This is a genomic window from Azospirillum sp. TSH100, assembly GCF_004923295.1.
Classification (GTDB): Bacteria; Pseudomonadota; Alphaproteobacteria; order Azospirillales; family Azospirillaceae; genus Azospirillum.
This window is the reverse complement of sequence record NZ_CP039636.1, coordinates 101,795-127,670: the sequence shown is the minus strand read 5'-3', so window position 1 is coordinate 127,670 and position 25,876 is coordinate 101,795. Positions and strand designations below refer to the sequence as shown.

The following is a 25,876-nucleotide window of genomic DNA, read 5'->3' as shown; positions in this document are numbered from 1 at the left end:
GGCTTTTTTTGGACGGCGGAAGTTGACGGCAGGGGCGGGGAGGCAGCCTCCCCGCGTCCCGAAGGCCCTTACAGCCAGCCCTTGATGCTGGCCGCCATAGCATCGGTGGAGATGCCGTAGAGGTCATGCAGAGTCGGCAGGGCGCCGGCCTTCAGGAACTCGTCGGGCAGGCCGATCTGCCGGAAGACCGGGGCGACGCCGGCCCGCAGCAGGGTGCCGGCCACCGCCTCGCCCAGCCCGCCGATGACGGTGTGGTTTTCCGCCACCACCACCATGCGGCCGGTGCGGGCCGCTTCGCGCAGGATGGTCCCGGTGTCGAGCGGCTTGATGGTGGGGACGTGCAGAACGGCGACGCCGACCTTGTCGGCCTCCAGCCGCTGCGCCACCTCCAGCGCCCGCATCGTCATGATGCCGGACGAGATGACCAGCACGTCCGAGCCGTCGCGCAGCAGCTTCGCCTTGCCGAGTTCGAACTTATAGTCGTACTCGTCGAGCACCAGCGGGACGTTGCCGCGCAGCAGCCGCATGTAGACCGGGCCGTCGTGCGCGGCCATGGCGGGCACCACCTGCTCGATCTCGTGCGCGTCGCAGGGGTCGATCACCACCATGTTCGGCATGGCGCGGAACAGCGCCAGATCCTCGGCGGCCTGATGGCTGGGACCGTAGCCGGAGGTCAGGCCGGGCAGGGCGCAGGCGATTTTGACGTTGCGGTTCTCCTCCGCGATCGTCTGATGCACGAAGTCATAGGCCCGGCGCGAGGCGAAGACGGCGTAGGTGGTGACGAAGGGCATCATGCCCTCATGGGCCATCCCCGACGCGGCACCCATCAGCAGCTGTTCGGCCATGCCCATCTGATAGAAGCGGTCGGGATTGGCCTGGGCGAAGATGTGCAGGTCGGTGTATTTGGCGAGGTCGGCGGTCATGCCGACGATCTCCGGCCGCTGCTTCGCCAGTTCGACCAGCGCATGGCCGAAGGGCGCCGGCTTGGTCCGCTGCCCTTCCGCCGCGATCGAGGCGATCATCGCGGAGGTCTTCAGGCGCGCCTTGGCGGCGGCGGGAGTGGGGGTGGCGGTGCTCATGCGGTCCTCCCGGCGTCGAGCGCGTCGAGCGCCAGCTGCCATTCGTGCGCGTCGACGCGGATGAAGTGGTTCTTTTCGCGGGCTTCAAGGAAGGGCACGCCCTTGCCCATCCTGGTGTCGCAGACGATCATCCGCGGCTTGGGCTCCGGGTGGGACTTGGCGGCGTCGAAGGCGGCGACCACCGCGTCCATGTCGTTGCCGTCGACCCGCTGGACGAACCAGCCGAAGGCCTCCAGCTTGTCCACCAGCGGCTCGAACGCCATCACCTGGGTGGAGGGGCCGTCCGCCTGCTGGTTGTTGACGTCGACGATGGCGATCAGGTTGTCGAGCTTGTAATGGGCGGCCGACATGATGGCCTCCCATACCGACCCCTCGTCCAGCTCGCCGTCGGAGAACAGGGTGTAGACACGGGCATCGGAGTTCTTGCGCTTCAGCCCCAGCCCGATGCCGACCGCGATGCCGAGGCCGAGGCCGAGCGACCCGCCCGACATCTCCATGCCCGGCGTGTAGGCGGCCATGCCCGACATCGGCAGGCGGCTGTCGTCGCTGCCGTAGGTCTCCAGCTCCTCCGCCGGGATGATGCCGGCCTCGATCAGCGCAGCATAGAGCGCGATGGCGTAATGGCCGTTGGACAGCAGGAAGCGGTCGCGCTCCTCCCAATGCGGATCCTCGGGCCGGTATGTCATGGCATGGAAGTAGGAGACCGCCAGCACGTCGGCGATGTCCAGCGCCTGTCCGATATAGCCCTGGCCCTGCACTTCGCCCATCAGCAGGGCGTTGCGGCGGATACGGTAGGCGCGTTCGGTCAGCGGCACATTGTGCCCCAGCGGGGTGGTGTCGGTTGCGGTGTCCACGGGAGGTGTCTCCAGCATTTCGGGATCAGTGGATCAGCATGCCGCCGTTGACGTCGAGCGTGGCGCCGGTGACGTAGGAGGACAGTTCGGACGCCAGGAACAGGCAGGAGCGCGCCACATCGTCGGCGTCGCCCAGGCGGTTCAGCGGAATGCCCTTCAGGATTTCAGCCCGCAGTTCCGGGGTCAGCTTGTCGCCGGTGATGTCGGTCTGGATCAGGCCGGGCGTGACCGAGTTGACACGGACATTGTCCGGTCCCAGTTCACGCGCCATCGCCTTGGCGAGGCCCAGCACGCCGGCCTTGGCCGCGCTGTAATGCGGGCCGCCGAAGATGCCGCCGCCACGCTGCGCCGATACCGACGAGATGCAGACGATGGAGCCGGACTTGCGCTCGCGCATGTGGGGGACGACCGCCTGGCTCATGTAGAGCGTGCCGCGCAGGCTGACGTCGGTCACCGCCTCGTAATTCTTGGGGCCGATGTCCATGAACTTCAGCGGCTGGGTGATGCCGGCGTTGTTGACCAGCACGTCGATGCGGCCGAACTCCTCGACCACGCTCTTGGCGACGGCGAAGCAGGCGTCGCGGTCGGTCACGTCGCAGGCGAAACCGCGGTGGGCCTCGCCCAGCTCGGCGGCGGCTTCGGCGGCCTGGGCGCCGTCGAGGTCCAGGATGATCGCGCGCCCGCCATGCAGCGCGAAGAGCTTGGCGGTCGCCCGGCCGATGCCGCGGCGTGACGCCGCTCCGGTGATCACGCAGACCTTGTTGGACAGCAGCATGGTCGCTTCCTCTTCTCGAAGCAGGCTCCGCCGTGGCGGCTTTTCGGGCGCCGCGACGAAGCATCGGTTTTGTTGGGAGTTCTGTTGTGGTTTGGTGGGAACGGCTGATGGTTTGTTCATCCGATCGTTGGGGGAATATTATGATCTTGAGGTGAGCCTGACAAACGAATAAGATCAGAGATAGATGAACTGAATTCACCTGAATACTGCGATGCAAAGACGGGTTTCGATCAAGGCGCTTCAGGCTTTCGAGGCTGCGGCGAGGCTGCAATCCTTCGCCACCGCAGCGCAGGATCTCGGTCTGACGCCCTCGGCGATCAGCCATCAGGTGAAGCTTCTGGAGGAACAGCTGGGCTTTCCGCTCTTCCATCGCGTGCACCGGTCGGTGACGCTGACCGACGCCGGGCGGGCCTATGCCACGGAGATCATCGCCGCCTTCGCCCGCATCGACACCGCCACCCGCAACGCCACCACCGCCGGTGCCGGCACCACGATCCTGACGGTCCGCTCGATGCCGAGCTTTGCCACGCAATGGCTGATGCCCCGGTTGAGCCGGGTGAAGGAACTGCACCCTGCCATCGATATCCGGTTGCAGGCTTCGGTGTCACCCATCGACCTGACGACTGGGGCGGTCGACATCGACATCCGCTACAACCCCGGACCGCCGCCGTCGGGCTGCGTGATGGCGCAGTTCCCGGAGGATACCATCGTGCCGATGTGTGCTCCGGAGCTGGCCAGCGGCCTGAACCCGATCCGCAGGCCGCAGGATCTGAGGCATCACATCCTGATCCATTCGGAAATCAACATCGTCGGCTGGCGTGACTGGGCGCGCCGGCATCGCGGCGTGCAGCTTGATATGGAACGCGGTCTGCGCTTCGACCGCTCCTTCATGGCGATCAACGCCGCGGTGAATGGCATGGGGGTTTGCCTGGACAGCCTGCTGCTCGCCCGGCGCGAACTGGAATCGGGCAAGCTGGTGATCCCGTTCCCGTCCCGGCCGCTCAAGGCGCAGGGCCATGGCTTCGTGACCTTGAAGTCGTCCTTCGACCTGCCGAAGGTCCGGCTTTTCCGGGACTGGCTGTTCGGCGAACTGGAAGCCTGCCGCCAGTGGGAGGAGCATTACCTCGCCACCCTTCAGGCGGCGGCGCCGCGTTAAAGGCGTGGGGCCGCAGTTGTTCCCCGGCGGATCAATGTCGGCATCAGCGGTGGTACGGCGGCCGGCTGGCCTCCTTCCAGGCAGGCGAGCAGATAGTTGGCGGCCCGCCGACCCATCTCGTGATTGTCGATGTGCATGGTGGTCAGCGGCGGATCGAGCTGGCGGCTGATGGCGATGTCATCGAAGCCTGTGATGCTGAGGTCGCGTGGCACCGACAGCCCCATCGCACGCGCCTCCAGCAGGGCGCCGATGGCGAGGTAGTCGTTGCCGCAGACCACCGCCGTCGGCACCGGATCGGTCGCCAGCATGGCGCGCACGCTCTGGCGTCCGAAATCGATGCTCCATTCCCCTTCGCACAGATGTTGCGGGCGGACGGCGAGGCCGTGCTCGGCCAGCGCTGCGCGTACGCCGTCCAGGCGCGCGGCGACGCGGTCGTTGCCGGCTGTCGGCTGGATGATGACCCCGATCGTTTCGTGACCGAGGTTGAGCAGGTGGCGGGCAATGGTGTCGAAGGCCTGCCGATTGTCGAAGCCGATGCAGGAATGCGGGCTGCCCGGCCGGTGGCTGTAGGTGACGACATAGGGGATGTGTCGCGCCCGGATGCCGGCGAACAGTTCCGGCCGGTGAGCCTCGCCGACGATCGCCAGCGCTTCCACTCCCCTGGCCAGCATCGCCTGCACGTCGTGGACTGCCTGATCCTGGTCGTAATTGAAGCAGCTCAGCAGCAGCGTGATGCCGCGTTCGGCGAAGGCCGTTTGCATCGCTCCGACCTGGGCGGCGAACACCTCGTTGTCGAGGGTGGGGATCACCGCGCCGACGATGGAGGTGCGGCGGCGTGCCAGCGCGCTGCCCGCAGCGTGCGGCATCCAACCCATCGCCTTGGCGGTCGCCAGGACGCGTTCACGGATCGCCGGGGCGACCTTTTCCGGATTGTTGAAGGCGCGCGAAACGGTCGCGGTCGACACCTCCGCCGCCGCAGCGACGTCCACCGCGCGAGGCGGGCGTCCAGGCTTCGGCTCCGACATCGCCTGCATCTCCATGGGGGAATGAACCTGTTGGTTGGAAGCGGTTACATGTCATTCCCCCCTGCGTCAAGTTTGTCGTTGCATCATTCAGTGCCGCGATCTATGTAAGCGCTTACATTCGACGGCGCCGGCCTTGCGGGATTTCACCGCCCGGCCCGTTTCCCCATCGAAACCCGCGAAGGCCCGCCGACGAACGGGCCGCATCAGGAGGAATGGTATGCGCAACGGTCTTCAGGCAGTTCTGGCGAGCGCCGTCACGGCGGGCATGCTGCTGTTCGGCGGCGTGGGCAATGCGGCGGAGATCGGCGCGCACACCATGAAGCTGGCCAGCGCGGGAGCCGACGGGTCGCCGCTGGCGCTGGGCATGGCGAAGTTCGCCGAGATCGTGAAGGAGAAGAGCGGCGGCAAGATCAAGGTCCAGCTCTTCACCAACGGTGTGCTGGGCGGCGACGTGCAGATGATCTCGGCGTTGCAGGGCGGCATCGTCGAGATGACGGTGCTGAATGCCGGCCTGCTGTCCAGCCTGGACGACAATTTCGTGATGGTCGACCTGCCGTTCCAGTTCGAATCGCCCAAGGTGGCCGATGCGGTGATGGACGGGCCGGTGGGCAGGACCCTGCTGGACAAACTGTCGGCCAAGGGACTGGTCGGCCTCGGCTATTGGGAGCTGGGCTTCCGCCAGCTGACCAACAGCCGCCGTCCGATCGCCACGGTCGAGGACATCGCCGGCCTGAAGATCCGCGTCGTGCAGTCGCCGATCTATATCGACCTGTTCAACACGCTGGGCGCCAACGCGGTGCCGCTCCCCTTCCCGGAGGTCTACACCGCGCTGGAAAGCAAGACGGTCGACGGCCAGGAAAACCCGGCTCCCAGCATCCTGACCGCCAAGCTGAACGAGGTGCAGAAGTACCTGACGCTCAGCAACCACATGTACAATCCGCAGGCCGTGCTGGTCGGCGCCAAGTTCTGGGCCAAGCTGAACGAGGACGAGCGCAAGCTGATCCAGGACGCCACGCTGGAGGCCCGCGACTATGAGCGCCGCGTCTCGCGCGAGCAGGCGAGCAAGGCGGTCGAGGAGCTGAAGGCGAAGGGCATGACCGTCACCGAACTGGCCCCGGCGGAGATCGAGAAGTTCCGCGCCAAGATCCGTCCGGTGGTGGAGAAGTTCTCGCAGAAGGTCGACCCCGCCCTGATGGCGCAGGCGCAGGCCGAAATCGTCAAGGCGCGTGCCGCCCAGTGAATGCTGGCGGACCGGCGGGCGAGCCTGCCCGCCGGCCTTGTGCCTGATCGGCCTCCCAAGTGAGTTCCGCATTTCCTCCCGACTGGAAGAGTTCCCATGGCGCAGCGCATTGACGGCATCATTCCGGTGATGCTGACCCCCTTCACCGATGCCGGCGAGATCGATTATCCGGGGCTGGCCCGCCTGATCGAGTGGTATCTGGCCAACGGCGCCGACGCCCTGTTCGCCGTCTGCCAGTCGAGCGAGATGCAGTTCCTGTCGCTGGCCGAACGGGTGGATCTGGCGAAATTCGTCGTCGCCACCGTCGCCGGCCGGGTGCCGGTGGTGGTGTCGGGCCACATCAGTGACGACCTCGACACCCAGGTCGAGGAATTGACGGCGATGGCCGCCACCGGCGGCGACGCGCTGGTTCTGGTGACCAACCACCTAGACCCGAAGAACGAGGGAACGGATGCGTTCCGCCGCCACCTGTCCCATCTGCTGGAGCGTCTGCCGAGCGGCATCCCGCTGGGCCTCTACGAATGCCCGGCGCCCTACCGCCGGCTGCTGAGCGACGAGGAACTGCGGCTGTGCATCGACAGTGGCCGCTTCGTCCTGCTGAAGGATGTCAGCTGCGATCTGCCGACGGTCGAGCGCCGGCTGAAGATCGCCGAGGGCTCCGGCCTTGCCATCATCAACGCCAACGCGGCCATCGCGCGCGACGCCATGCGGGCGGGGTCGCCGGGCTTCACCGGTGTCTTCACCAACATCCATCCCGATCTCTACCGCTGGATGCGGCTGTCGGGCGACCGCCATCCCGAGCTGGCCGACGAGCTGGCGACCTTCCTGGTGGTGGCGGCGGTGTCGGAAAGCCTGGGCTATCCGGCCTTCGCCAAGATGTACCACCAGCGCCTCGGCACCTTCGGGTCGATCCGCTGCCGGGTGATCCAGTACGACGTGCGTGAACGCTTCTGGGCGCTCGACGCGGTGCTCGACAAGGTGGTCGCCGGCACCGACGCCTTCCGCGCCAAGATCGCGGCCCTGCCGGCCGAGTGAGCGGCCCGGCAGGGCCGGACAAAAAGCCAAAGGCCTGGACAAAAACCAAAGGGAGGACCGGATGGGCCGCTTCATCGACGGATATGTCTTCGTTCTGAAGGTCGCGATCGTGGCCTGTCTGGCCGGCATGCTGGTGCTGGTGTTCGGCAACGTGGTGCTGCGCTACGGCTTCAACAGCGGCATCACGGTGTCGGAGGAGCTGTCGCGGCTCCTCTTCGTCTGGATGACCTTCATGGGAGCGGTGGTGGCGCTGCACAAGCACGGCCATCTCGGCATGGACACCATGGTCGCCCTGCTGCCCAGGACGGGGCGGCTGGTCTGCTTCTGCGCCAGCCATGTGCTGATGATCTACGCGACCGGGCTGCTGCTCGGCGGCAGTTGGGACCAGACCCTGATCAACCTGTCGGTGACGGCGCCGGCCACCGGCCTGTCGATGGGGTTCTTCTATGGCTCCGGCGTGGTGTTCGGTGTCCTGGCCCTGGTGATCCTGGCCTTCAACCTCGTCCGCGCGCTGAGCGGCCGCCTGAATGACAGCGAGCTGATCTCGGTGACGGAGTCCGAGGAGTCGGCCGACGTCGGGCATTCCCCCACCGGCCGGCACGCCTGATTCCGACAGCCCGAGCGGCAAGGAGCTTCCTCCCATGACCGTCACCGTCTTTCTCGGCTCCCTGCTGGGGGCCATGGCCATCGGCATGCCGATCGCCTTCGCGCTGCTGCTGTGCGGCGTGGCGCTGATGTTCCATATGGACCTGTTCGACGCCCAGATCGTCGCTCAGAACGTCATCAACGGCGCCGACAGCTTCCCGCTGGTCGCCGTTCCCTTCTTCATGCTGGCGGGCGAGGTGATGAATGCCGGGGGCCTGTCGCGGCGCATCGTCGCCGTGGCGATGGCGCTGGTCGGCCATATCCGTGGTGGGCTCGGCTATGTCGCCATTCTCGCCTCCTGCATCCTCGCCAGCCTGTCCGGCTCGGCGGTGGCCGATGCCGCCGCCCTGTCGGCGCTGCTGGTGCCGATGATGGTGCGGGCCGGTCACGACAAGGCACGCTCCTGCGGGCTGATCGCCGCCGGCGGCATCATCGCGCCGATCATTCCGCCCAGCATCGGCTTCATCCTGTTCGGCGTCGCCGCCAACGTGTCGATCACCAAGCTCTTCCTGGCCGGCATTTTCCCAGGCCTGATGCTGGGGCTGGGGCTGGTCGCCGCCTGGTGGCTGGTGGTCCGCCACGAGAATCTGGCCCCGCCGCCGCGCGCGACGAAGGGGGAGGTCGCGGCGGCGGTGAAGGACGGCTTCTGGGCGCTGATGCTGCCGGGCATCATCATCTTCGGCCTCAAGTTCGGCATCTTCACCCCGACCGAGGCGGCGGTGGTCGCGGCAGTCTATGCGCTGTTCGTCGCGGTGGTGGTCTATCGCGAACTGAAGCCGTCCCAGCTGTTCGAGCTGTTCGCCTCGGCGGCGACCACCACGGCGGTGGTGATGTTCCTGGTCGCCGCCGCCATGGTGTCGGCCTGGATGATCACCATCGCCAACCTGCCGGCCCAGGTCGGCGAGATGCTGGAGCCCTTCATGGGCAGCCCGACCCTGCTGATGGCCGCCATCATGGTGCTGGTGGTGATCGTCGGGACGGCGATGGACATGACACCGACCATCCTGATCCTGACGCCGGTTCTGATGCCGGTGATCAAGCAGGCCGGCATTGATCCCGTCTATTTCGGCGTGCTGTTCATCATCAACAACGCCATCGGTCTCATCACCCCGCCGGTCGGCACCGTGCTGAACGTCGTGGCCGGCGTGGCGAAGCTGAACATGGGCGCCCTGATGCGCGGCGTCTGGCCCTTCCTGCTGGCCCAGCTGCTTGTGCTGACGTTGCTTGTGCTGTTTCCGTCGCTGGTGACCGTCCCGGCCCGCTGGTTCGCGGGCTGAGACCGAAGCGCGTGATCAGACGCGGACTTGGCGCGGGCGGCCGGCGAGAAAGCCGAAGACGCCCGCGACCAGCCCGACGATGACGAAAAGCAGGGTGGAGGCGTGCCAGTCTCCGCTCCAGCCATGCAGCAGTCCGACCGCGAAGGGACCGGCCGAGGCCAGCGTGTAGCCGACGCTTTGGGACATGCCCGACAGGTGGGACGCGATGCGGCTGTCCGGCGAGCGCAGCACGATCAGGGTCAGCGCGACGGCGAAGGCCCCGCCCTGTCCGATCCCCAGGATCACCGCCCACAGCGCGATGGTCCAGAGCGGCGCGTAAAGGCAGCCGACCATGCCGACGAGGCTGCAACCAAGCATCGACACGGCGGTGAGGCTCTGGCTCGGCGTGCGCGTCGCCAGCATTGGCGCCACCAGAGCCGCCGCTACCTGCACCATGACCGAACCGGAGACGATCAGTCCGGCGGTCGTCGGGTCGAAGCCGCGGTCGCGCAGCATCGGCGCCATCCAGCCGAGCACGATGTAGGCCAGCGCCGATTGCAGCCCCATGAACAGGGTGATCTGCCAAGCCAGTCCGTTGCGCCACAGGCCGCGCACGGAAGTGCCGCCGGGACCGGCCTCGCTCTGGCGTCCGCGGGTCAGCGGCAGCCAGGCCAGCGCCGCCAATACCGCCGGCACCGCCCAGAAGGCCAGCGCGCCCGTCCATTGCCCCAGGCCGCGTTCGAGCGGAACCGTCGCCCCGGCGGCGGCGGCGGCCCCGGCGCAGAGCGCCATGGTGTAGACCCCCATCATCAGGCTGATCTTGCGGGGGAAGTCGCGCTTCACCACGGCTGGCAGCAGCACGCCGATGATGCCGATCCCGGCACCTGCCAGCGTCGCTCCGGCGAAGAGTGCCGTGAAGGTGCCGATCCCGCGCAGAGCGATGCCGCCGCCCAGCACCAGCAGCATGATGAAGATCATCCGTTCCGTGCCGAAACGCTGGGCCAGACGCGGGGCGATCACCCCGAACAGGCCGAGGCACAGCACAGGCGAGGTGGTCAGCAGCCCGGCCTGCCCGGAGGTCAGCCCGGCGTCGCGCACCACATCGCCCATCACCGGCGCAAGGCTCGACAGCGCCGGCCGCAGATTCAGCGCCACCAGCACCAGGGTGACGGCGACCAGCAGCGGATGATGCAGGGGCGGGTTCTCCGCCCGGACATTATCCGCCTTGGGCTTTTCGGGCCCGAAGGCCGTCGGACCGCCGCTGGGGGAGCCGGCGGAACGGTTGGCGGCGCTGTCGATGGTCATGAGCAGCCTGAAAGATTTGATTGGTGGGGCCAAGCAATCGACCATTGGTTGCCCGCAGGGTCAACCCATCCGTGCTGCAACCCACCCCGGCGAAACCGTCTTCTGCGGGACAGCGCCCGATGACGAAACAGCGGCGCGGACCGCGAACCGGTTCGGAAAGGCCGGATCTTCCGGCGGTCAGTCGGCCTGCACCGGGACGGCCGGCCGGTTCCTCCGGGTCTCCCGGTAGCGGCGGGCGAGGCCGTCGAAGGCCAGATAGACGACCGGCGTCGTGTACAGGGTCAGGAGTTGCGACACCAGAAGCCCGCCGACCATGGCATAGCCGAGCGGCTGGCGCAGTTCCGCCCCCGTGCCGGAGCCGAGCATCAGCGGAACGCCGCCGAGCAGGGCGGCCATCGTCGTCATCAGGATCGGACGGAAGCGCAGCCGGCAGGCCTCGCGGATCGCCGCTTCGGGCGCCAGCCCGCGGTCGCGTTCGGCGGCAATGGCGAAATCGACCAGCATGATGCCGTTCTTCTTCACGATGCCGATCAGCAGGATCAAGCCGATCAGCCCGATCACGTCGAAGCCGAAGCCGTTGAGCCACAGCATCGCCAGCGCCCCCAACCCGGCCGACGGCAGGGTCGAGAGGATGGTCAGCGGATGTACCAGGCTTTCGTATAGGACGCCGAGGATGATGTAGACGACGACGAGGGCCGCGGCGATCAGGTAAGGCTCGCTGCCGAGCGAATCCTGGAAGGCCTGGGCGGTTCCCTGGAAGGAACCGGTCAGCGAGGCCGGCGCGCCGATCCGCCGCATGGCATCCGCGACCGCCGCCGTTGCGTCGCCCAGCGCCGTTCCCTGTGCGAGGTTGAAGGACAGGGTGATGGCGGGGAACTGCCCCTGGTGGTTGATCGACAGCGCGGTGACTGGCCTGGTCGAGCGCTTGACCAGGGTGGACAGCGGCACCTGCTGGCCGGTCGTGGGGGAGCGCAGGTGGATTTGTCCCAGCGTGGCCGGATCGCCCTGTAGGGCCGGCGGCACCTCCAGGATGACGTGGTAGCTGTTGGTCTGGGTGAAATACTGCGCCACCTGCCGCTGCCCGAAGGCATCGTACAGGGTGTCGTCGATCAATTGGGTCGGGATGCCGAAGCGGGCCGCCTGATCGCGGTCGATCGCCAGGGTCAGCGTCGTCGCCTGGGTCTGCTGGTCCGAGGAGAGGTCGCGCAGCATCGGCAGGGCGGCCAGCGCGTCCAGCACCTTCGGCGCCCAGGCATTGAGTTCGGTCAGATCGGCGTCCTGGAGCGTGTACTGGTACTGCGAACGGGAGGACCTGCCGCCGACGCGGATGTCCTGCGCCGCCTGGAGGTAGAGCCGGGCGCCCTCCACGGCGGCGGTCCGGGCGCGCAAGCGGGCAATGACCTGTTCGGCGCTGGCGGTGCGCTCGTCGCGCGGTTTCAGGGTGATGAAGAAGCGCCCGCTGTTCATCGACTGGCCGCCGCCGGCCCCAACCGAACCGACCCAGCTCGCGACATCCGGATCCTGGCCGATGACGGCGCCGAGCTGCTGCTGGAGGCGGCTCATCGCCGCGAAGGAGATGTCCTGCGCCCCCTCGGAAGTGCCGGTGATCAGGCCGGTGTCCTGCTGCGGGAAAAAGCCCTTGGGGATCGCCGCGAACATCCAGACGGTGGCCGCCACCGTGGCCGCGAAGGCGAGCAGGGTCAGGCGCCGGTGCCGCAGCACCACCTCCAACCCCGCTTCGTAGGCGGCCAGCACGCCGTCGAAGCCGCGCTCTACCAGGCGGTAGAGCCGCCCATGCCGGATTTGCCGTTCGCTCTTCAGCAGCCGCGCCCCCATCATCGGCGTCAAGGTCAGCGAGACCAGCAGCGAGACGGCGATGGTCATCGTCATGGTGACGGCGAACTCGCGGAACAGTCGCCCAACGATTCCGCCCATCAGCAACAGCGGGATGAAGACCGCGACCAGCGACAGGCTGATCGACAGGATGGTGAAGCCGATCTCCCCCGCCCCGCGCAGCGCCGCCTGCATCGGCGCCATGCCATCCTCGATATGGCGGTGGATGTTCTCGACCATCACGATGGCGTCGTCGACGACGAAGCCGACGGCGATGGTCAGCGCCATCAACGACAGATTGTCGAGGCTGTAGCCGCACAGCAGCATCAGCCCCAACGTCCCGGCCAGCGACAGCGGCACCGTTACCGCCGGGATCAGCGTCGCCGGCACGCTGCGCAGGAACAGGAAGATGACCATCACCACCAGCCCGATGGTCAGTGCCAGGGTGAACTGGATGTCGGCGACCGAAGCGCGGATCGTCTGCGTGCGGTCGGACATGATGTCGGTGTGGACCGTCGGCGGAATCGAGGCGGTCAGGCGCGGCAGCTCCGCCTTGATGCGGTCCACCGTCGCGATGACGTTGGCGCCCGGCTGCTTGAGCACCGTCAGCAGCACGCCCCGTTTGCCGTTCTGCCAGCCGGCGAGCTTGTCGTTCTCCGGCGCCTCCACCGCCTCGCCGATGTCGCCGATGCGCACCGGAGCGCCGTTGCGGTAGGCGATCACCACGTCTTTCCATGGCCCGGCGGCGGTGATCTGGTCGTCGTCATAGATGGTGAAGCTGCGTTCGGCGCCGTCGACGCTGCCCTTCGCGGCGTTCACCGAGGCTCCGGCGATCACGCCCCGCACATCCTCCAGCGACAGGCCGAGCGCGGCGATCTTCGCGGGGTCGATCCGGATGCGGACCGCTGGCTTCTGCTCTCCGCCGATGTTGACCTGGGCCACGCCGGGGATCTGACTGATCTGCTGGGCGAGGATGGTGTCGGCATACTCGTCCACCTGGGTGATCGGCAGGACGTCGGAATGCACGGCGAGGATCAGCACCGGCGAATCCGCCGGGTTGACCTTGCGGTAGCCGGGCGGACTCGGCAGGTTCTTCGGCAGCTGGCCGGCGGCGGCGTTGATGGCGGTCTGGACGTCCTGGGCGGCGCCGTCGATGCTGCGGTCCAACGCGAACTGCACCGTCACCTGGGTGCTGCCGAGCACGCTGGTCGAGGTGAGCTGGGTCACCCCGGCGATCTGCGCGAGCTGGCGTTCCAGCGGCTGCGCCACGGTGGCCGCCATGGTCTCCGGGCTGGCGCCGGGCAGATTGGCGGAGACCTGGATCGTCGGGAAATCGACCTGCGGCAGCGGCGCCACCGGCAGGAACGGGTAGGAGGCGATCCCGGCCAGCATCAGCCCGGCCGTCAGCAGCGCGGTGGCGATCGGACGCTTGATGAAGGGAGCGGACAGGCTCATGGCGCACCGTCCGCGACCGGAACGGCCGTGCCATCGGTCCCGCCGTCGGTCCCGTTTCCGGCTTGCCTGGGATCGATCCGGCTGCCGGGCTGGAGCTTCAGCTGACCGGAGACCACAACCCGCTCGCCGTCCCGCAGGCCATCGGAGATGACGACGGGCGCCGTGTCGAGCCGGGCGGCCTTGACCGTCCGCAGCTCCACCGTGTTGTCGGGCTTGGCGACATAGACATGCAGACCGTCGGCCCCGCGCTGGACTGCGCCCGGCGGCACGGTCAGCACCTGCCGGTCGGTGCCCAGCGTCAGCCGGGCGGTGACGAACTCGCCCGGCCACAGCCTGTCGTCGGCGTTGGGGAACTCGGCCTTCAACCGGATCGTGCCGGTGGTCTGGTCTACCTGATTGTCGATCAGCTTCAGCACGCCGTCGCCCAGATGGTTGCGACCGTCCCGGCTGTCGATCGCGACCGGAAGCGGGCCGGCCGCCATCGCCTGGACGACGCTGTGCAGCCGGTCCTCGGGCAGGGAGAAGATCACCGAGATAGGGCGCGTCTGGGTCACGACGGCGATCCCCGTTGTCTCCGACGCGTGCAGGATGTTGCCGATATCCACCTGACGGAAGCCGATCCGCCCGTCGACCGGCGAGCGGATGGTGGTGTAGTCGAGCTGGAGCCGGGCGTTGTCGATCGCCGCCTGATCGCCGTCGACCTGAGCCTGCAACTGATCGACCTGGGCCTTCTGCGTGTCGGCCTGCTGGTGGGAGCCGAAATCCCGCTGCGCCAGATTCTCGTAACGGGCGAGGTCGTGGCGGGCGTTGGCGAGCTGCGCCTCGTCCTGCCTTTTTTTGGCCGTCGCCTGATCGAGGGCAGCCTGATAGGGCCGGGGGTCGATCCGGGCCAGCGGATCGCCGGCCTTAACCTCCTGCCCCTCTGTGAACAGGATCGCCTGCAGCGCCCCGTCCACCCGGGTCCGGATGGTTACCGTGTTGACAGCCTGCGCCGTGCCGATGCCCTGGAGGATCCGCGGCACGTCCTGCCGGCTGGCCGCCGCGACCGTCACCGGGATCGTGGCCGGCTGCCGCCCCAGACCGGCTGCGGCCGGCGTGCCGGATCTGCCGTGAAGGGTCTGCCACAGGACGGCCGGCAGGCCGACGACCAGAAGCGCACCGAAAGCGAGGCCCACCCATCTGCGACGTGGCGCGGGCTGCAAGACCGACCGATCCATTCCGGGGACTTTCAAAGGGATCGTCACGACGACGGTACCTGATTACAATCCCGCACTGCCGAACGGTCGAATGAATTCTAAGTTAAATGCCGGTCATGATGGATGCCGGCCGCTGTAGACAACTTTTACGGAATTGACCGTCAATTCCGCTTGTCACGTCAGCTGCGCATCGCGCACGGCTTGAACCACGATGGCGACCCTGTCCGGGTCGATCACGTCGCGCCGCGCGCCGCCCTGGCACAGGGCGCCGCGAAAGCCGAGGATCGACGGGCCGAGCGCTGCCAGAGGGTCGATGTCGGCAAGCCGCAGGGAGCCCGCCAACCCCGCCCACAACCCGGCATCGCGCGCCTGTCCGATGAAGGCGGCCAGCGCGTCGGCCGACAGATGATGGCGCAGGGTGCGGCCATCCTTCAGGCCGGTGTCCAGCATCACGCCGATGAAGCCGGCATCGGCCATGGCGCGGATCAGGTCATGGGTGGGGATGATCAGGTCGGCGAGGACGACGCCGACCAGTGCCGCGGCGCCTCGCGCCTTTGCGGCCGCGGCGATGCAGGCGAGCGGATCGCCTTCGGCGCTGACCCCCATCTTCACGATGTCGACGCCCGTGGCTGCGGTCCGGGACACCGCTGCCGCCACATCGGCCGGCACCATCGGCAGGTCGCCGATGGTGGCGCTGACCGGCCTGCGTCCTGCGACCGTCCCCAGACAGGCGCGGATCATGTCGGCGGGCAGCGCGCCAAGCGCACCCTCGCCCGGGTTTTTCAGGTCGATCAGATCAGCCCCGGCCGTAACCGCGATCTCGGTTTCGTCGGGATTGGTCACGCTGGCGAGCATGCGGATCATAACGGCACCTGTGGCTTGGCCTTGTCGCCCGCATCGGCGCCGGCGGTGTTCGTTTGGGCGGAGAGCATATCGGCGCGGAAGGCCGCCACCCGGTCGGACAGCCAACCCCAGGCCTCCCGCTCGCGCTCCCCGGCGGTCTTCTCGACGGCGATGGCCAGGTAAGCCATTTCCCGCTCAACCTTTTCCCATGGCAGCATGTGCAGGCGGCTGCACAGGATCGCCGCTTCGATCACCGCGGCGGCGGCGCGGTTGTGGCCGGCGAAGGGCCGATGGGATTCTTCGTGGACGCGTCGGCAATGGAAACGCGGGCGCACCGGGTCGGCCTCGACCCCGACCACCTCCACCTCCCAGTGGGCGAGGCTGTCGGCAAGACGCATGCCGGCGATGACGGTTGCCGGGGTCAGCGGCCAGTCTCGTCGCCCGGTCAGACAACCGGCGAACAAGCGTGCGTCGTCGGTGAGGTTGATGACGGCCCGCCTGGTGGCCTCCAGCGCATTGAGCGTGACGGAGGGGCGAAAGGGGGCGATCACCAGATCGTCGCCGGTCCGGGTGACGCCGAACGGGGCGATGTGCGGGGTTCCGTCGGTGCCCAGCGTCGTGACGATGGTTTCAAGGATCATGATGCCTTTCCACAGGCCCGCCGGCGTTCCTGCAAGGTCGTGCCCGCCGTCTTGAAACCATGGGCATCGCCGTCCGCCTCTGCCGCTGCCTCCACGGCGCAACCCCAGGTGAGGTCTTCGTCCTGGACATAGCGCTTGCCGAGCTGCCAGGCGAGGAAGGCCTTCTGCAACTCCACTCCCATGTAGAAAGCGTGTCCGCCGTCCTCCGCCAGCCCGAGCAGGGGATAGAGCCGGTAGGGATCGGTCGCCACATGGTGACCGTCGCGGTTGTAGACATGGACACCGTCCTCCGCCACCTCGATCCGGAAGGAGGGGTCGCGGATGTTGCGGGCGGTCTCGGCGATCTCGGCCGGGGTGCCGGCGTAGGGCCGGCGGTCGCGCAGAGCCATCAGCCCGTCGTCGATGCCCTTGGGCAGGCTGCCGCTTTCCGCCGCCGCATGCATGATCCGCCGCGCCCGATCGGCCTCGCGCACCGCCGTGCGGGCATGTGGGCTGACCTGAAGGGTTAGGACGGCGCCGATCGATAGTTCCGATACCATGCCCATCAGCAGCGCCGTGGTGCCGGTGGTATCGGCGTCGGTCAGTTCGGTCAGGTTGCCGATGCCCATCAGCATCTCGATGTCGGGATAGCGCCGCCGCAACTCTTGATAGCGCACCACCGACTCCGTGAAGCCGTAATGGATGGGGTCGAGCACCGGATCGGCCAGGAAACGCCGCCCGTCCGCCCGCAGCAGGTCGATGGCGCGGCCCAGGGAATCGAGGTCGCGCGGCTTGGCGGGGACCAGGATCGGGGTGGCGTCCGTCCGGTCGAGCACCCAGAGCGTGTCCTCGCTGAGGCTGAGAAGGTAAGAGGCGCCGGCCGACGCACCGCGCAGCAGTTCCTCAGGGTCGGCGCTGTCGACGCTGACGCTGTGGCCGGCGGCGACCAGGGCGGCGACGGCGGCCTCCAGCCCCTCGAACCGTTCGCCGGGGTGGCAGCCGAGATCAATGACGTCGGCGCCGTCGCGGCGCAGCCTTGCGGCGGTCTCCAGCAGAGTGTCGATGGAGCGGTGGGGCGCATCGATGATCTCGGCGAAGATGGTCACCGCATGGTGCGACAGGTCGGCCCGCACCGCCTTCCCACCGAGATAGGCGGGGATGTCGCGCAGTTCCTCCGGCCCGCGTTCGAAGGCGACGCCGAAATGCCCGGACAGGGCCGCCAGATCGCAGCGGGTCCGGCCGGGCAGGATCACCCGGGAGCCCGCCGGCGGCGGCGGCAGGCGGCGTTTGATCAATTCCTCAGTCATCAGTGCGGCGACGCTGACGCCGATCTGCACCACGTCGAAGCGGAAGGGGGCGGACGCCATCCCGTCGAGCACCGCCCGCAGGCGCGGCTCCGCCAGCTTTCCGGTCAGGAAGACGAGCTGGTCAGACATTCGAGACGCGTCTTCAGCGCCACGTCGAGTTCGGGGACGGTCTCGACGACGGTCGTCGCCTCGAATCCACGCAGCCGTTCGACATTCTCCAGATCGATGCGCCGGGGATAGACCGGCACCATGCCGTGCGGCGCCTCGGTCATCATCTCCGGCGCGGTGTCGCAGGCGAAGACGATGCAGGGGACCCGGCATTTCCCGGCCTGGGCGAAGGCGTTGGTCGGCAGCGTGTCGGAAATGCCCTGCACGCATTTGGCGACAGTGTTCGAGGTGGCCGGCCCCACCACCAGCGTGTGGTATTCGCCGAAATAGAACCGCCCGATCTGCGGCGCGCTGGCCGCCCGGTCACGGAACAGGCGGGTGCCGGGCGGGAAGTTGCCGTCGCGCCGGCGGTACATGCGCATGACCTCCTCCGCCGCCTTGCTGAGGAACACGTCGAGAGGCGCCAGCCGCGCCATCAGGTCGAGTGTCTCCTTGATGTAGTGGCCGGATCCGGTGAGTGCCCAGGCCAGCCGTGGCGGTGCGGGAGGGGGAACGATGCTGTTCATGCCCGTACACTCATGCCCGCACACTGGGCATCGGTTCACCCTCCGGGCAGCGCAGCAGGGCGCAGCCGGGCGTGGCGCGGCCGGCCAGCGCCTGTTCCATCAGCAGGTGGTTGTCGCGATGAATGCACCAGCTGTCGCCGGCGAACCGTCCGCGCCACAGCGGAAAGGCCGCGTCGACCAGACCGTCGCGCGCCAGCGACGCCGCATCGGTCGCCGCACAGGGGCAGGGCCCCGACTTCACCAGCACCAGCGCCGCCGCGTCCAGTTCCACCGCCAGCCATGCCGCGAGGCTGTCGGAGGTGACGTCCCAGCTTTCGGCGATCTCGGGCTGGTCGAGCGCCATGGCGGACGGCAGCCACACCGCCGGCATCCGCGCCCGGATCAGCGACCGCAGCCGCTCGCGCGTCGCTGCCGTTTGCAGGGTCGGGCAGATGCCGTGCAGCATCAGCCCGAACTGCTCCATCGCCAGCAGGGCCATGCGGTGGGCGAGCCGGTCGTCGAAGCGCCAGTTGTCCTGGGCATCGCGCACCGCATCGGCGAAGGGGCCGCCACCCGGTACGATGACCACGGGATGCAGATGGCCGGGCCGGGCGATCAGATCCAACCAAGTCCCCAGCCGGTGCCAGTCCGACAGGCTGCCGCCGATCTTGATCACCCAGGGCCGCGTTGCCGCGGCCGGCGATCCGTCTTCGGGCGATGCATTGGCCGTCATCGGATCAAATCCGCCGGTTGGCCAAGTGGTCAGCCAGGGCCATTGGGCGGCGTGATGCCGGCAGTGAGGAGCTTGGCATCTGGTCGCGTGTCCGTTCCAGCCGGATGCCCGGAACCGCGACGCCGTCATAGATGTCCAGCTTCGCCACCGACACACGGGCCGACTGCACCTGTTCGTGAGCCAGGCACATGCGGGCGATCTTCTCCGCCAGCATCTCGACAAGGTTGGTGTGTTCGTCCATCAGGATCCGCTTCAGCCCGGACAGCAGATCATCGTAGGACAGCACGTCGCCGATGTCGTCGGAGAATTGGGCGCCATCCTGGCGCACCTGCAACAGCAGGTCGATGCGCACCCGCTGCGGCGCGTCGCGCTCGTAATCGAAGACGCCGATCCGGCAGGGCAGGACCACGTTCTCAAGGAACAGCTCGTAGAGGCCGGCGGGGATGCTGGACAGCCGGGAGTCGGCAGTGGTCAGGCCGCGTGCGCACTGGGCGGAGAGTATCGCGTCTAGCATCGGTGCCGTCCTCCTGGCTGTTGTCCGGCGGGGCCGGACGTTGATTGGCTGCCGGATGGGCCGTATCCGCACCTTATCCACATCCGCAGAAGGGCAGCTGTTTGAAAGCGACATGAATTTGGCGATTTCCGCCGCCTTCCGCCGCGTAACCCCCTGATCCGGTGCAGTATCACGTCAAGCTGGCGAACTCGTGCGCTGCGGCGAGCGGGCTGTGCCGCTGGTTCTGCCGATCGCTGCGCGGCGCAATGCCGAAATGGTCGCGGTAGCATTTGCTGAAATGGGTGGCGGAGATGAAGCCGCAGCTGATCGACACTTCCATCACCGACATGCGGGTCTGGCACAGCAGCTGGCGCGCCCGCTTCATCCTGAGGCCGAGATAGTATTTGGCCGGCGAGCAGTTCATGTATTTGCGGAACAGCCGTTCCAGATTCCGCCGGGACTGGCCCAGTTCTGCGGCCAGTGTCAGCAGATCCAGCGGCTCCTCGATGTTGGCCTGCATCACCGCCACGGCGGCGTTGAGGTCTTCGTGGTCAAGCACCGGGTTGGCATGCAGTTCCTCCTGCTGGCGGATGCTGCCGGCGCGGATCTTGGTGTGCAGAAGCTGTTCGGCGATGTCCATCGCCAGCTTCTCGCCATGACGGGCGGCGATCAGGTGCAGCATCATGTCGGTCGCGGCGGTGCCGCCGGCGCAGGTGAAGCGGTTGCGGTCGATGGTGAACAGCTCCCCCGTTGCCTCGATTTCCGGGAAGGTCTCGGCAAAGCCGGCCATGTTCTCCCAGTGGATGGTGCAGCGGTAGCCATTCAGCAGGCCGGCGCGAGCCAGGATGTGGCTGGCCGTGCACAGGGCGCCAAAGGCGATCCCCTGGGCGGCCGACCGCCGCATCCACGAGAACATCGCCCGGTCCTCGTACCAGTGGCCGCCGATGCCGCTGCACACCAGAACTGTCGACAGCGGCGGGGCGTCGGCGATGGCGTGGTCGACGCAGATTCCGATGCCGTTGCTGGCCCGCTGGACCCCGCCGTTCGGCGAGAGCAGAACCCAGCGATACAGCTCCCTGCCGCTGATGTGGTTGGCAAGGCGGAGAGGCTCCACCGCCGCGGTGAACGCGATCATGGAGAAATCGGGAACCAGGAGGAAACCGATGGTGTCGGTCTTGGAATCGCCGGTTTGCTGTTCGATGCACTTCATTGTCCCGTGCCCCTCTTCCGCTTTCCTGTTCGTATCGTGGGTCGCGAATGGTCGGCGAACACGCTGTTTTCCCGTGGCCTTGTTTGCTTTGGCGGCCACGTTCGGACGGGCGGAGGATCGATCCCTTTCCGCACCATCAATCTTTTATGACAAGCAGCCTACGCAGGATGCGGCCCGGAGACATTGAACAAAGCGGACATAATTCTTGAAGGAGCGCGACGTTGATCGAGTCGGGATTGTTTTCTATGCCAATCATCCGGATGTGCGAAGGATATTATCAGCCGGCGAGGTAGTCATGCATTCCCCAAACGGATGATCCCGCATGAACTTTGGCGCCGAACGCGGTCAAAGGCAGGCGAGCAGTTCGCCGCGTCCGCCGAAGCCGCGGTCGCCCAGCCAGCGGCGCGCCCGTCCGGTCATGCCACGGCAGGCGGGCGGAACACCATCCAGTTCGGACAGGTGATTGTCCAGAAGCGACAGGAAGGGCAGCTTGTTGAGACCGCAATCGGCGAACCCCGGCAGCGGAGCGATCTCGCCGCGGAACAGGATGGTTCCATTGCGCATGCCATGGCCGGTGAATGGGCCGGGGCTGCCGCCGATCAGCAGGCTGCCGGCATTCATGTGCAGGGCGGCATAGGCGCCGGCATCGCCGCCGACGGCGATCAGCCCGCGGCGCATGCGCTCCCCGACCCGGTCGCCGCAACTGCCCTGGACCATGATCCGTCCCCCGGTCATTCCCGCGCGCTCGCCGGGCAGGGCGCCCCCCAGCCCATTGCCGGCATCGCCGCCAATGGACAGCACCCCGCCGCGCATGGCGGCCCCGGCCGCCAGCCCGGCCGATCCCTCCACCAGGAGGGCACCGGCGCTCATGCCGGTGCCGGCGCGGTGGCCGACCGGTCCGGCGACCCGGATGGTGCCGCCGGTCAGGCCCGCCCCGACGAAATCGAGCCGGTCGTCCCCGTCGAACTCGATGACGTCTCCGGGGCTGCCTGACAGGTTGAACAGTTCGGCGACTGCGACATGCCCGCGGCCGAGCCGTAGCGGAAGGGCGGCGATTTCCGACAAGTCCAGCGCCGCCAGCCGGTGCGGCAGGAGGGGAGAGGCGTCGATGCGGCCGGTCAGCGGGCCTTTCAGACGGAAGCTCAGCACGCTCATGGCAGCAGCTCGTGAAGGTGGAAATGGTGGCGGCCCAGCTTGCCGCCGTAATTGCCGGCGGTGATGCCCCAGATGCCGGAGGCGCGCCCCCGCTCGATCAGGCATTTCAGCCCGGCCGTGGTGGCCGCCGCCACGTCGGTGGCGGTCAGCCCGTCGATGACGATTTCCAGCACCGATTCCACCTCCGCCGGCAGGCGGGAGCGGGGCAGGCCGCGCAGGGTCGGGCAATAGGCGTCGTTGGTGGAGGCCGGCATCCCTTTGTACTTCGCCCCGACCTTGGAGCCGGAGCGGACGACACCGCCGGGGAAGGGCAGCACCACGTTGGGCACGGCGCGCATGGCGTCCGCCGCGGCCTCCGCCGCCTCCAGCGCCGCCATCCGGGCATCGGCGAGAATCAGAATATTGCCGCCGCCGACCGCTGGGACGCTCCAGCTCGATTCCTCGCACAGGAACTCGCCGTCCATCACCGGGATGCGCCAATAGCGTCGGCCGCCCAGCAGCTTCGACATCTGCTGGCCGTCGCCAAAATAGCGCAGCTTCTGCCCCATCGGGATCAGATCCTCCTTCGCTCCGCGCGGAACGCCGGAGAAGCAGGCGGTGCCGGGACAGGTGAGGATACATTGGCCGAGCCGGGTCTCCACCTGCTTGCCCAGCACGCTGCGCCCGGTGGCGAAGAACAGAAGGGCGACGCCGGGGCGCCCGTCGGGGGTCTCATCCGGTGCCAGCTCCCGCTCAATCCCGGCTTCGCAGCCGCAGGCGATGACCGAGGTGGCGAAGCCGGTCGCCGCCATGCCGGCATGGCGAGCCCAGGTCAGGGTGTCGGCGGTCACGATCAGCCGGGTCGCCTTCATGTCGAAGGCCTCGGCATAGGTGTTTTCGATGTGGATGCCGTTCAGAAGCATGAGTCGGACGCCGTCAGGGTCGGAACGATGGACAGGCCGCCGCGGCCATGGTCGAGGATCTCGCCATCGGCGATGCGGAAATTGCCCAGCCGCACGGTCTGATGATTCTCGAACCAGGGCTTCAGCCGCCGCTCGATGGCGGAATCGAACTCCGGCCTGACGACGATGGTGTCACCCCAGCCCGTCGCGGTCAGCGCGCCGTTGCGCGCCACCTGCCGGCCGTTCTTGAACACCCAGGCAGGTGCCGCGAACATCGCCTCGCGGTCGGGCAGGTCGTCATAGACCACCACGTCGGCGACCGCGCCGGGGCGTAGATGTCCGCGCTCGCGCAGCCCCAGCACACGGGCGGGGCCGGCGCGGGTCATGATGGCGATCTCCTCCAGCGTGTATTCGCGGTCGATGGAGCCGAGCCGGCTGTGCGCCGCCACATCGGGGTTGATCCGCGCCAGCTGCTCGTTGCGGAAGCTGCGGTCCATCAGCAGCCGGATCAGGTGCGGATAGCTGGTGAAGGGTCCGCCGTTCGGATGGTCGGTGGTCAGATAGACCCGCCAGGGATCCTCGATCAGCAGGAACAGCTCCAGCCCGATCGCCCATTGCAGGGCGTTAACGAAGGCTTTGTCACGATAGCGGAACGGCACCAGCCCGCAGCCGCCGTCGCATTCGATGTCGGTGCAAACCCATTTGCGCGGGCTGGCGAGACCGCTGTTGCGGAACTGCGACATGATGTCGGCCGACGCCGTGATGGTCTGGCCGAAGACGATCTGGCCCACATCGACCGAGATGTTCGGGCTGCGGTTCACCGTCTCCGCGATCTCGGCGGCGGCCGAGGAGAAGCGGCGGTCGCCCTCCGTCCCATAGCTGTGGAATTGCAGGTGGGTCAGGTGGGCGGGCAGCCCGTCGAGTGCCGCGATGGTGTCGCGCGTCACCGATTCATTGCCGGGGATGCCCAGATTGTTGCAATGGATGTGCAGCGGATGCGGCACTCCGAGGTCGGACAGCGACGTGGCCAGCGTGGTCAGGATGTGGCGCGGCGTGATGCCGTAATGGGGATGCGCCTCGTCGAGATCCAGGCGGCGCTGGTTGAACTTGAAGGCGCTGATGCCGCCGGGATTCACCACCTTGACGCCGACCGCCTGGGTCGCGTGCAGGATCCAGGCGACATAGTCGTTGACCTCCGACTGCGTCGCCCCGGCGGCCAGCCGTTCCAGCAGGAAATCGTCGTTGCCGAGGACGGCGTAGCAGCCCTTGTCGATGATCGGGACGTCGGCCAGCTCCAGATGGGTGTGGCGCGCGTTGGACGGCAGCATCGCCGGCTCGAACGCAGCCGTGTATCCCATCTCGGCATAGCGGTAGCCGGTGACGAAGCTGGACGGGGTGAACAGGCCGCTTCCCGACCGCCGCAGGCCGTCCGGGGCGCTGCCGTGCTGGCGATGCTCCTCCGGCAGCAGCAGGCGGGCGAGGTTTACCTTGCCGCCGCCGATGTGGCTGTGGATGTCGATGGCGCCAGCCATGACGATGCGGCCGTCCAGGTCGATCACCTCGCCGATCCGGGCACCGTCGGGAGGCGGGGCGGCGATGCGGCCGTCCTTCAGATACAGGTCGCCCAGGCTGTCACCGTCCGCGGTCCCGGTCGGATCGCAGATGCGGCCGCCGCGAAGCAGGGTGTAGGCGTCAGACATGCGCTGTCTCCCGGAACAGGGCGGGATGAGGGGAGGCGGGCAGCCGGTCGAGCAGAGCATTCAACACCGCCGCAGCGGTCGGCAAGGTGGCGGTTCGCAGGCGGCGTAGGGGCAGGGCGGCGACGCCGTCGCCGCGGTGAATGCTGCCGGCATGGTCGAGACCGGGGATGGCGACCGGAATCAGCACCTCCGGATCATAGGGCAGGGGCTGTCCGGGGCGGGCGAGCACGACCATCGGCGTCCGGGTGTCCGGCACCTCGGCGCCGTTCAGGGCCGACAGCCAGACTAGCGCATCGATCCCGCCCTCTGCCAGCAGGCTTTTCAGCCGGTAGCGCAAGGGGTCGTGCTCCGGCGGCCCGGCTCCCAGACGGGAGCGAAGCGGCATGCCATACTGCCAGGCGCACACGTAATTGGCGCCCAGCGCGTTGCCCTTGCCCCCCAAAGGCAGTCCGGCGCAGCGGGTGGAGGCGTTGGCGGTCACGACCAGACGGTTGAAGGCTTCGATGGCGACATCGCCGGCCGCCGGGTCCAGCGTGGCGGCGATCCAGCCGACGACACCGAAGCGCGCCTCGCGCAATGCGGTGGCGACACGGGCGAGATCCTCCATTGCGATGCCGCCAACGCGGTCCCCACGCGGGTTTTCGCCGACCACCAGTTGGGACAGGGCGGCGGCGATGGCGGGGGCATGGATCAGTTCGGCGGTCAGGCGCTCGAAGCCTTCCGGTGCCGCGCCGTCGCCGGGACCGATCAGAAATCCGCTTGCAGCACCGGCCGCGCGGAACAGCGCGGTCGGCGGATGGACGATGCGGTCGAACAGACGGGGGGCGTGACGGTCGAACTCGGTTCCGAACAGCACGAACAGGTCGGCGCGGTTGCGCAGTTCGCCGAAGGTCGCGGTCATCGCGCCGGTAACCTGCAAGGCGCGCAGGCCGTGGAACAGGCTATCGGACGCCGCGTGGTCGACCACCGCTCCCAGCCGTTCCGCCAGCGCCAGCGCAGCGGAAACCCCTTCGGTATCGGCGGCCAGTCCCCCGACGGCCGGAGAGCCGGCGTTTCGCAGCAATGCCGCCGCAGCATCCAGCGCGTCGTCGAGCGATGCGGCGCGGCCCCTTATGAAACAGTGGGCCGGCAATGCCGGAAGGGCGAACAGGGTGCGCGCCCGTGCGCAGCCGTTGGCGGTCACCCTGAGCTGCCCGGCCTGATCGCGTGCGACCACAAGGTCGTCGCAGGCCATGGCGCAGAACGGGCAAACGACATCGCTCAATGGCGGCGGGAGATCGCTCCCGCCGAGTTCGTCATCCATGTCCTAAACCCCGCAGATGATGTCGAGCGTGGCGAGATTTTATAATGAAAAATATAAAGTGACGCCTCTTTTTCCGAAAAGAGGCGGCGCAAATAGGTGTATTTACTTTGGTATACTGCGAAAA

23 protein-coding genes are annotated in these 25,876 nt (G+C 67.7%); 5 read left to right on the top strand and 18 right to left on the bottom strand.

Features of this window, described 5'->3' with window-relative positions; all coding sequences use genetic code 11:
* Nucleotides 1-68: 68 nt before the first annotated feature.
* Genes E6C72_RS18370 through E6C72_RS18360 form a run of 3 tightly spaced genes read right to left on the bottom strand, consistent with a single transcriptional unit; the run spans nucleotide 69 to nucleotide 2,708 of the window.
* A complete protein-coding gene (locus E6C72_RS18370; protein ID WP_199228734.1) occupies nucleotides 69-1,079 on the bottom strand; it encodes a transketolase family protein in 1,011 nt (336 codons plus the stop codon).
* Nucleotides 1,076-1,933 carry a transketolase gene (locus tag E6C72_RS18365; RefSeq protein ID WP_109085658.1) on the bottom strand — a complete coding sequence of 286 codons (858 nt, stop codon included), beginning with the start codon at nucleotides 1,931-1,933 and terminating at the stop codon, nucleotides 1,076-1,078. Before E6C72_RS18365 ends, E6C72_RS18370 begins: the two co-directional genes overlap by 4 nt.
* Nucleotides 1,934-1,958: 25 nt before the next feature.
* Nucleotides 1,959-2,708: an SDR family NAD(P)-dependent oxidoreductase gene (locus E6C72_RS18360; protein ID WP_109085659.1), complete on the bottom strand. Its 750-nt coding sequence runs from the start codon at nucleotides 2,706-2,708 to the stop codon at nucleotides 1,959-1,961.
* Between the two features lie 211 nt (nucleotides 2,709-2,919).
* On the opposite strand from E6C72_RS18360, the gene E6C72_RS18355 reads away from it, so the two are divergent.
* On the top strand, nucleotides 2,920-3,864 hold the full coding sequence (locus tag E6C72_RS18355; RefSeq protein WP_109085660.1) for a LysR substrate-binding domain-containing protein: 945 nt from the start codon (nucleotides 2,920-2,922) through the stop codon (nucleotides 3,862-3,864).
* Here the strand turns inward: E6C72_RS18355 and E6C72_RS18350 are convergent.
* Complete coding sequence (locus tag E6C72_RS18350) at nucleotides 3,861-4,889, bottom strand: substrate-binding domain-containing protein (protein WP_247875686.1); 1,029 nt, start codon at nucleotides 4,887-4,889, stop codon at nucleotides 3,861-3,863. The genes E6C72_RS18355 and E6C72_RS18350 overlap by 4 nt on opposite strands.
* 217 nt (nucleotides 4,890-5,106) lie before the next feature.
* Here E6C72_RS18350 and E6C72_RS18345 point away from each other — a divergent pair, with 217 nt between their 5' ends.
* The 4 genes from E6C72_RS18345 (at nucleotide 5,107) to E6C72_RS18330 (ending at nucleotide 9,086) form a co-directional block, all read left to right on the top strand.
* Nucleotides 5,107-6,129 (top strand): TRAP transporter substrate-binding protein, encoded by a 1,023-nt coding sequence (locus tag E6C72_RS18345; protein ID WP_109085661.1) that lies wholly within the window; start codon nucleotides 5,107-5,109, stop codon nucleotides 6,127-6,129.
* Nucleotides 6,130-6,225: 96 nt separating this feature from the next.
* Nucleotides 6,226-7,164: a dihydrodipicolinate synthase family protein gene (locus E6C72_RS18340; RefSeq protein WP_109085662.1), complete on the top strand. Its 939-nt coding sequence runs from the start codon at nucleotides 6,226-6,228 to the stop codon at nucleotides 7,162-7,164.
* A gap of 61 nt (nucleotides 7,165-7,225) precedes the next feature.
* Nucleotides 7,226-7,771 (top strand): TRAP transporter small permease, encoded by a 546-nt coding sequence (locus E6C72_RS18335; protein ID WP_109085663.1) that lies wholly within the window; start codon nucleotides 7,226-7,228, stop codon nucleotides 7,769-7,771.
* A 34-nt stretch (nucleotides 7,772-7,805) separates the two neighbouring features.
* Entirely contained in the window at nucleotides 7,806-9,086 is a 1,281-nt protein-coding gene (locus tag E6C72_RS18330; protein WP_109085664.1) for a TRAP transporter large permease subunit, read from the top strand.
* A gap of 15 nt (nucleotides 9,087-9,101) precedes the next feature.
* Here the strand turns inward: E6C72_RS18330 and E6C72_RS18325 are convergent, their stop codons facing one another.
* The 14 genes from E6C72_RS18325 to E6C72_RS18260 form a co-directional block, all read right to left on the bottom strand.
* Nucleotides 9,102-10,370, bottom strand: a complete 1,269-nt coding sequence (locus tag E6C72_RS18325) for an MFS transporter (protein ID WP_109085665.1) — start codon at nucleotides 10,368-10,370, stop codon at nucleotides 9,102-9,104.
* Nucleotides 10,371-10,547: 177 nt separating this feature from the next.
* On the bottom strand, nucleotides 10,548-13,658 hold the full coding sequence (locus E6C72_RS18320) for a multidrug efflux RND transporter permease subunit (RefSeq protein WP_109085666.1): 3,111 nt from the start codon (nucleotides 13,656-13,658) through the stop codon (nucleotides 10,548-10,550).
* Nucleotides 13,655-14,833: an efflux RND transporter periplasmic adaptor subunit gene (locus tag E6C72_RS18315; protein WP_199228736.1), complete on the bottom strand. Its 1,179-nt coding sequence runs from the start codon at nucleotides 14,831-14,833 to the stop codon at nucleotides 13,655-13,657. Before E6C72_RS18315 ends, E6C72_RS18320 begins: the two co-directional genes overlap by 4 nt.
* A 195-nt stretch (nucleotides 14,834-15,028) precedes the next feature.
* A complete protein-coding gene (locus E6C72_RS18310; RefSeq protein ID WP_109085668.1) occupies nucleotides 15,029-15,718 on the bottom strand; it encodes a (5-formylfuran-3-yl)methyl phosphate synthase in 690 nt (229 codons plus the stop codon).
* Nucleotides 15,715-16,338 (bottom strand): DUF447 domain-containing protein, encoded by a 624-nt coding sequence (locus E6C72_RS18305; protein ID WP_109085669.1) that lies wholly within the window; start codon nucleotides 16,336-16,338, stop codon nucleotides 15,715-15,717. The genes E6C72_RS18310 and E6C72_RS18305 overlap by 4 nt, the downstream gene beginning before the upstream one ends.
* Nucleotides 16,335-17,753, bottom strand: coding sequence for a DUF6513 domain-containing protein (locus E6C72_RS18300; RefSeq protein WP_109085670.1), 1,419 nt, complete (start codon nucleotides 17,751-17,753; stop codon nucleotides 16,335-16,337). The genes E6C72_RS18305 and E6C72_RS18300 overlap by 4 nt, the downstream gene beginning before the upstream one ends.
* Nucleotides 17,729-18,298 carry a flavoprotein gene (locus E6C72_RS18295; protein WP_109085671.1) on the bottom strand — a complete coding sequence of 190 codons (570 nt, stop codon included), beginning with the start codon at nucleotides 18,296-18,298 and terminating at the stop codon, nucleotides 17,729-17,731. Before E6C72_RS18295 ends, E6C72_RS18300 begins: the two co-directional genes overlap by 25 nt.
* Before the next feature lie 10 nt (nucleotides 18,299-18,308).
* A complete protein-coding gene (locus E6C72_RS18290) occupies nucleotides 18,309-19,010 on the bottom strand; it encodes a uridylate kinase (RefSeq protein WP_247875687.1) in 702 nt (233 codons plus the stop codon).
* A 4-nt stretch (nucleotides 19,011-19,014) separates the two neighbouring features.
* Nucleotides 19,015-19,524, bottom strand: a complete 510-nt coding sequence (locus tag E6C72_RS18285) for a dihydroneopterin aldolase (protein WP_109085672.1) — start codon at nucleotides 19,522-19,524, stop codon at nucleotides 19,015-19,017.
* A 169-nt stretch (nucleotides 19,525-19,693) separates the two neighbouring features.
* Nucleotides 19,694-20,713, bottom strand: coding sequence for a GlxA family transcriptional regulator (locus tag E6C72_RS18280; RefSeq protein WP_109085673.1), 1,020 nt, complete (start codon nucleotides 20,711-20,713; stop codon nucleotides 19,694-19,696).
* Between the two features lie 345 nt (nucleotides 20,714-21,058).
* On the bottom strand, nucleotides 21,059-21,868 hold the full coding sequence (locus tag E6C72_RS18275) for a formylmethanofuran dehydrogenase subunit C (protein WP_109085674.1): 810 nt from the start codon (nucleotides 21,866-21,868) through the stop codon (nucleotides 21,059-21,061).
* Complete coding sequence (gene fhcD, locus E6C72_RS18270; protein ID WP_109085675.1) at nucleotides 21,865-22,770, bottom strand: formylmethanofuran--tetrahydromethanopterin N-formyltransferase; 906 nt, start codon at nucleotides 22,768-22,770, stop codon at nucleotides 21,865-21,867. The genes E6C72_RS18275 and fhcD overlap by 4 nt, the downstream gene beginning before the upstream one ends.
* Complete coding sequence (locus E6C72_RS18265; RefSeq protein ID WP_109085676.1) at nucleotides 22,761-24,449, bottom strand: formylmethanofuran dehydrogenase subunit A; 1,689 nt, start codon at nucleotides 24,447-24,449, stop codon at nucleotides 22,761-22,763. Before E6C72_RS18265 ends, fhcD begins: the two co-directional genes overlap by 10 nt.
* Nucleotides 24,442-25,752 carry a formylmethanofuran dehydrogenase gene (locus tag E6C72_RS18260; RefSeq protein WP_109085677.1) on the bottom strand — a complete coding sequence of 437 codons (1,311 nt, stop codon included), beginning with the start codon at nucleotides 25,750-25,752 and terminating at the stop codon, nucleotides 24,442-24,444. Before E6C72_RS18260 ends, E6C72_RS18265 begins: the two co-directional genes overlap by 8 nt.
* Between the last annotated feature and the right edge of the window lie 124 nt (nucleotides 25,753-25,876).

Bases quoted from the DNA above. Each gene is read 5' to 3' on its own strand.
- E6C72_RS18345 (WP_109085661.1), top strand. From the start codon at position 5,107: ATGCGCAACGGTCTTCAGGCAGTTCTGGCGAGCGCCGTCACGGCGGGC.
- E6C72_RS18310 (WP_109085668.1), bottom strand. From the start codon at position 15,718: ATGATCCGCATGCTCGCCAGCGTGACCAATCCCGACGAAACCGAGATC.
- E6C72_RS18265 (WP_109085676.1), bottom strand. From the start codon at position 24,449: ATGTCTGACGCCTACACCCTGCTTCGCGGCGGCCGCATCTGCGATCCG.
- E6C72_RS18330 (WP_109085664.1), top strand. From the start codon at position 7,806: ATGACCGTCACCGTCTTTCTCGGCTCCCTGCTGGGGGCCATGGCCATC.
- E6C72_RS18360 (WP_109085659.1), bottom strand. From the start codon at position 2,708: ATGCTGCTGTCCAACAAGGTCTGCGTGATCACCGGAGCGGCGTCACGC.
- E6C72_RS18280 (WP_109085673.1), bottom strand. From the start codon at position 20,713: ATGAAGTGCATCGAACAGCAAACCGGCGATTCCAAGACCGACACCATC.
- E6C72_RS18325 (WP_109085665.1), bottom strand. From the start codon at position 10,370: ATGACCATCGACAGCGCCGCCAACCGTTCCGCCGGCTCCCCCAGCGGC.
- E6C72_RS18285 (WP_109085672.1), bottom strand. From the start codon at position 19,524: ATGCTAGACGCGATACTCTCCGCCCAGTGCGCACGCGGCCTGACCACT.
- E6C72_RS18295 (WP_109085671.1), bottom strand. From the start codon at position 18,298: ATGAACAGCATCGTTCCCCCTCCCGCACCGCCACGGCTGGCCTGGGCA.
- E6C72_RS18300 (WP_109085670.1), bottom strand. From the start codon at position 17,753: ATGTCTGACCAGCTCGTCTTCCTGACCGGAAAGCTGGCGGAGCCGCGC.
- E6C72_RS18305 (WP_109085669.1), bottom strand. From the start codon at position 16,338: ATGATCCTTGAAACCATCGTCACGACGCTGGGCACCGACGGAACCCCG.
- E6C72_RS18335 (WP_109085663.1), top strand. From the start codon at position 7,226: ATGGGCCGCTTCATCGACGGATATGTCTTCGTTCTGAAGGTCGCGATC.
- E6C72_RS18355 (WP_109085660.1), top strand. From the start codon at position 2,920: ATGCAAAGACGGGTTTCGATCAAGGCGCTTCAGGCTTTCGAGGCTGCG.
- E6C72_RS18260 (WP_109085677.1), bottom strand. From the start codon at position 25,752: ATGGATGACGAACTCGGCGGGAGCGATCTCCCGCCGCCATTGAGCGAT.
- fhcD (WP_109085675.1), bottom strand. From the start codon at position 22,770: ATGCTTCTGAACGGCATCCACATCGAAAACACCTATGCCGAGGCCTTC.
- E6C72_RS18340 (WP_109085662.1), top strand. From the start codon at position 6,226: ATGGCGCAGCGCATTGACGGCATCATTCCGGTGATGCTGACCCCCTTC.
- E6C72_RS18320 (WP_109085666.1), bottom strand. From the start codon at position 13,658: ATGAGCCTGTCCGCTCCCTTCATCAAGCGTCCGATCGCCACCGCGCTG.
- E6C72_RS18290 (WP_247875687.1), bottom strand. From the start codon at position 19,010: ATGACGGCCAATGCATCGCCCGAAGACGGATCGCCGGCCGCGGCAACG.
- E6C72_RS18350 (WP_247875686.1), bottom strand. From the start codon at position 4,889: ATGTCGGAGCCGAAGCCTGGACGCCCGCCTCGCGCGGTGGACGTCGCT.
- E6C72_RS18275 (WP_109085674.1), bottom strand. From the start codon at position 21,868: ATGAGCGTGCTGAGCTTCCGTCTGAAAGGCCCGCTGACCGGCCGCATC.
- E6C72_RS18370 (WP_199228734.1), bottom strand. From the start codon at position 1,079: ATGAGCACCGCCACCCCCACTCCCGCCGCCGCCAAGGCGCGCCTGAAG.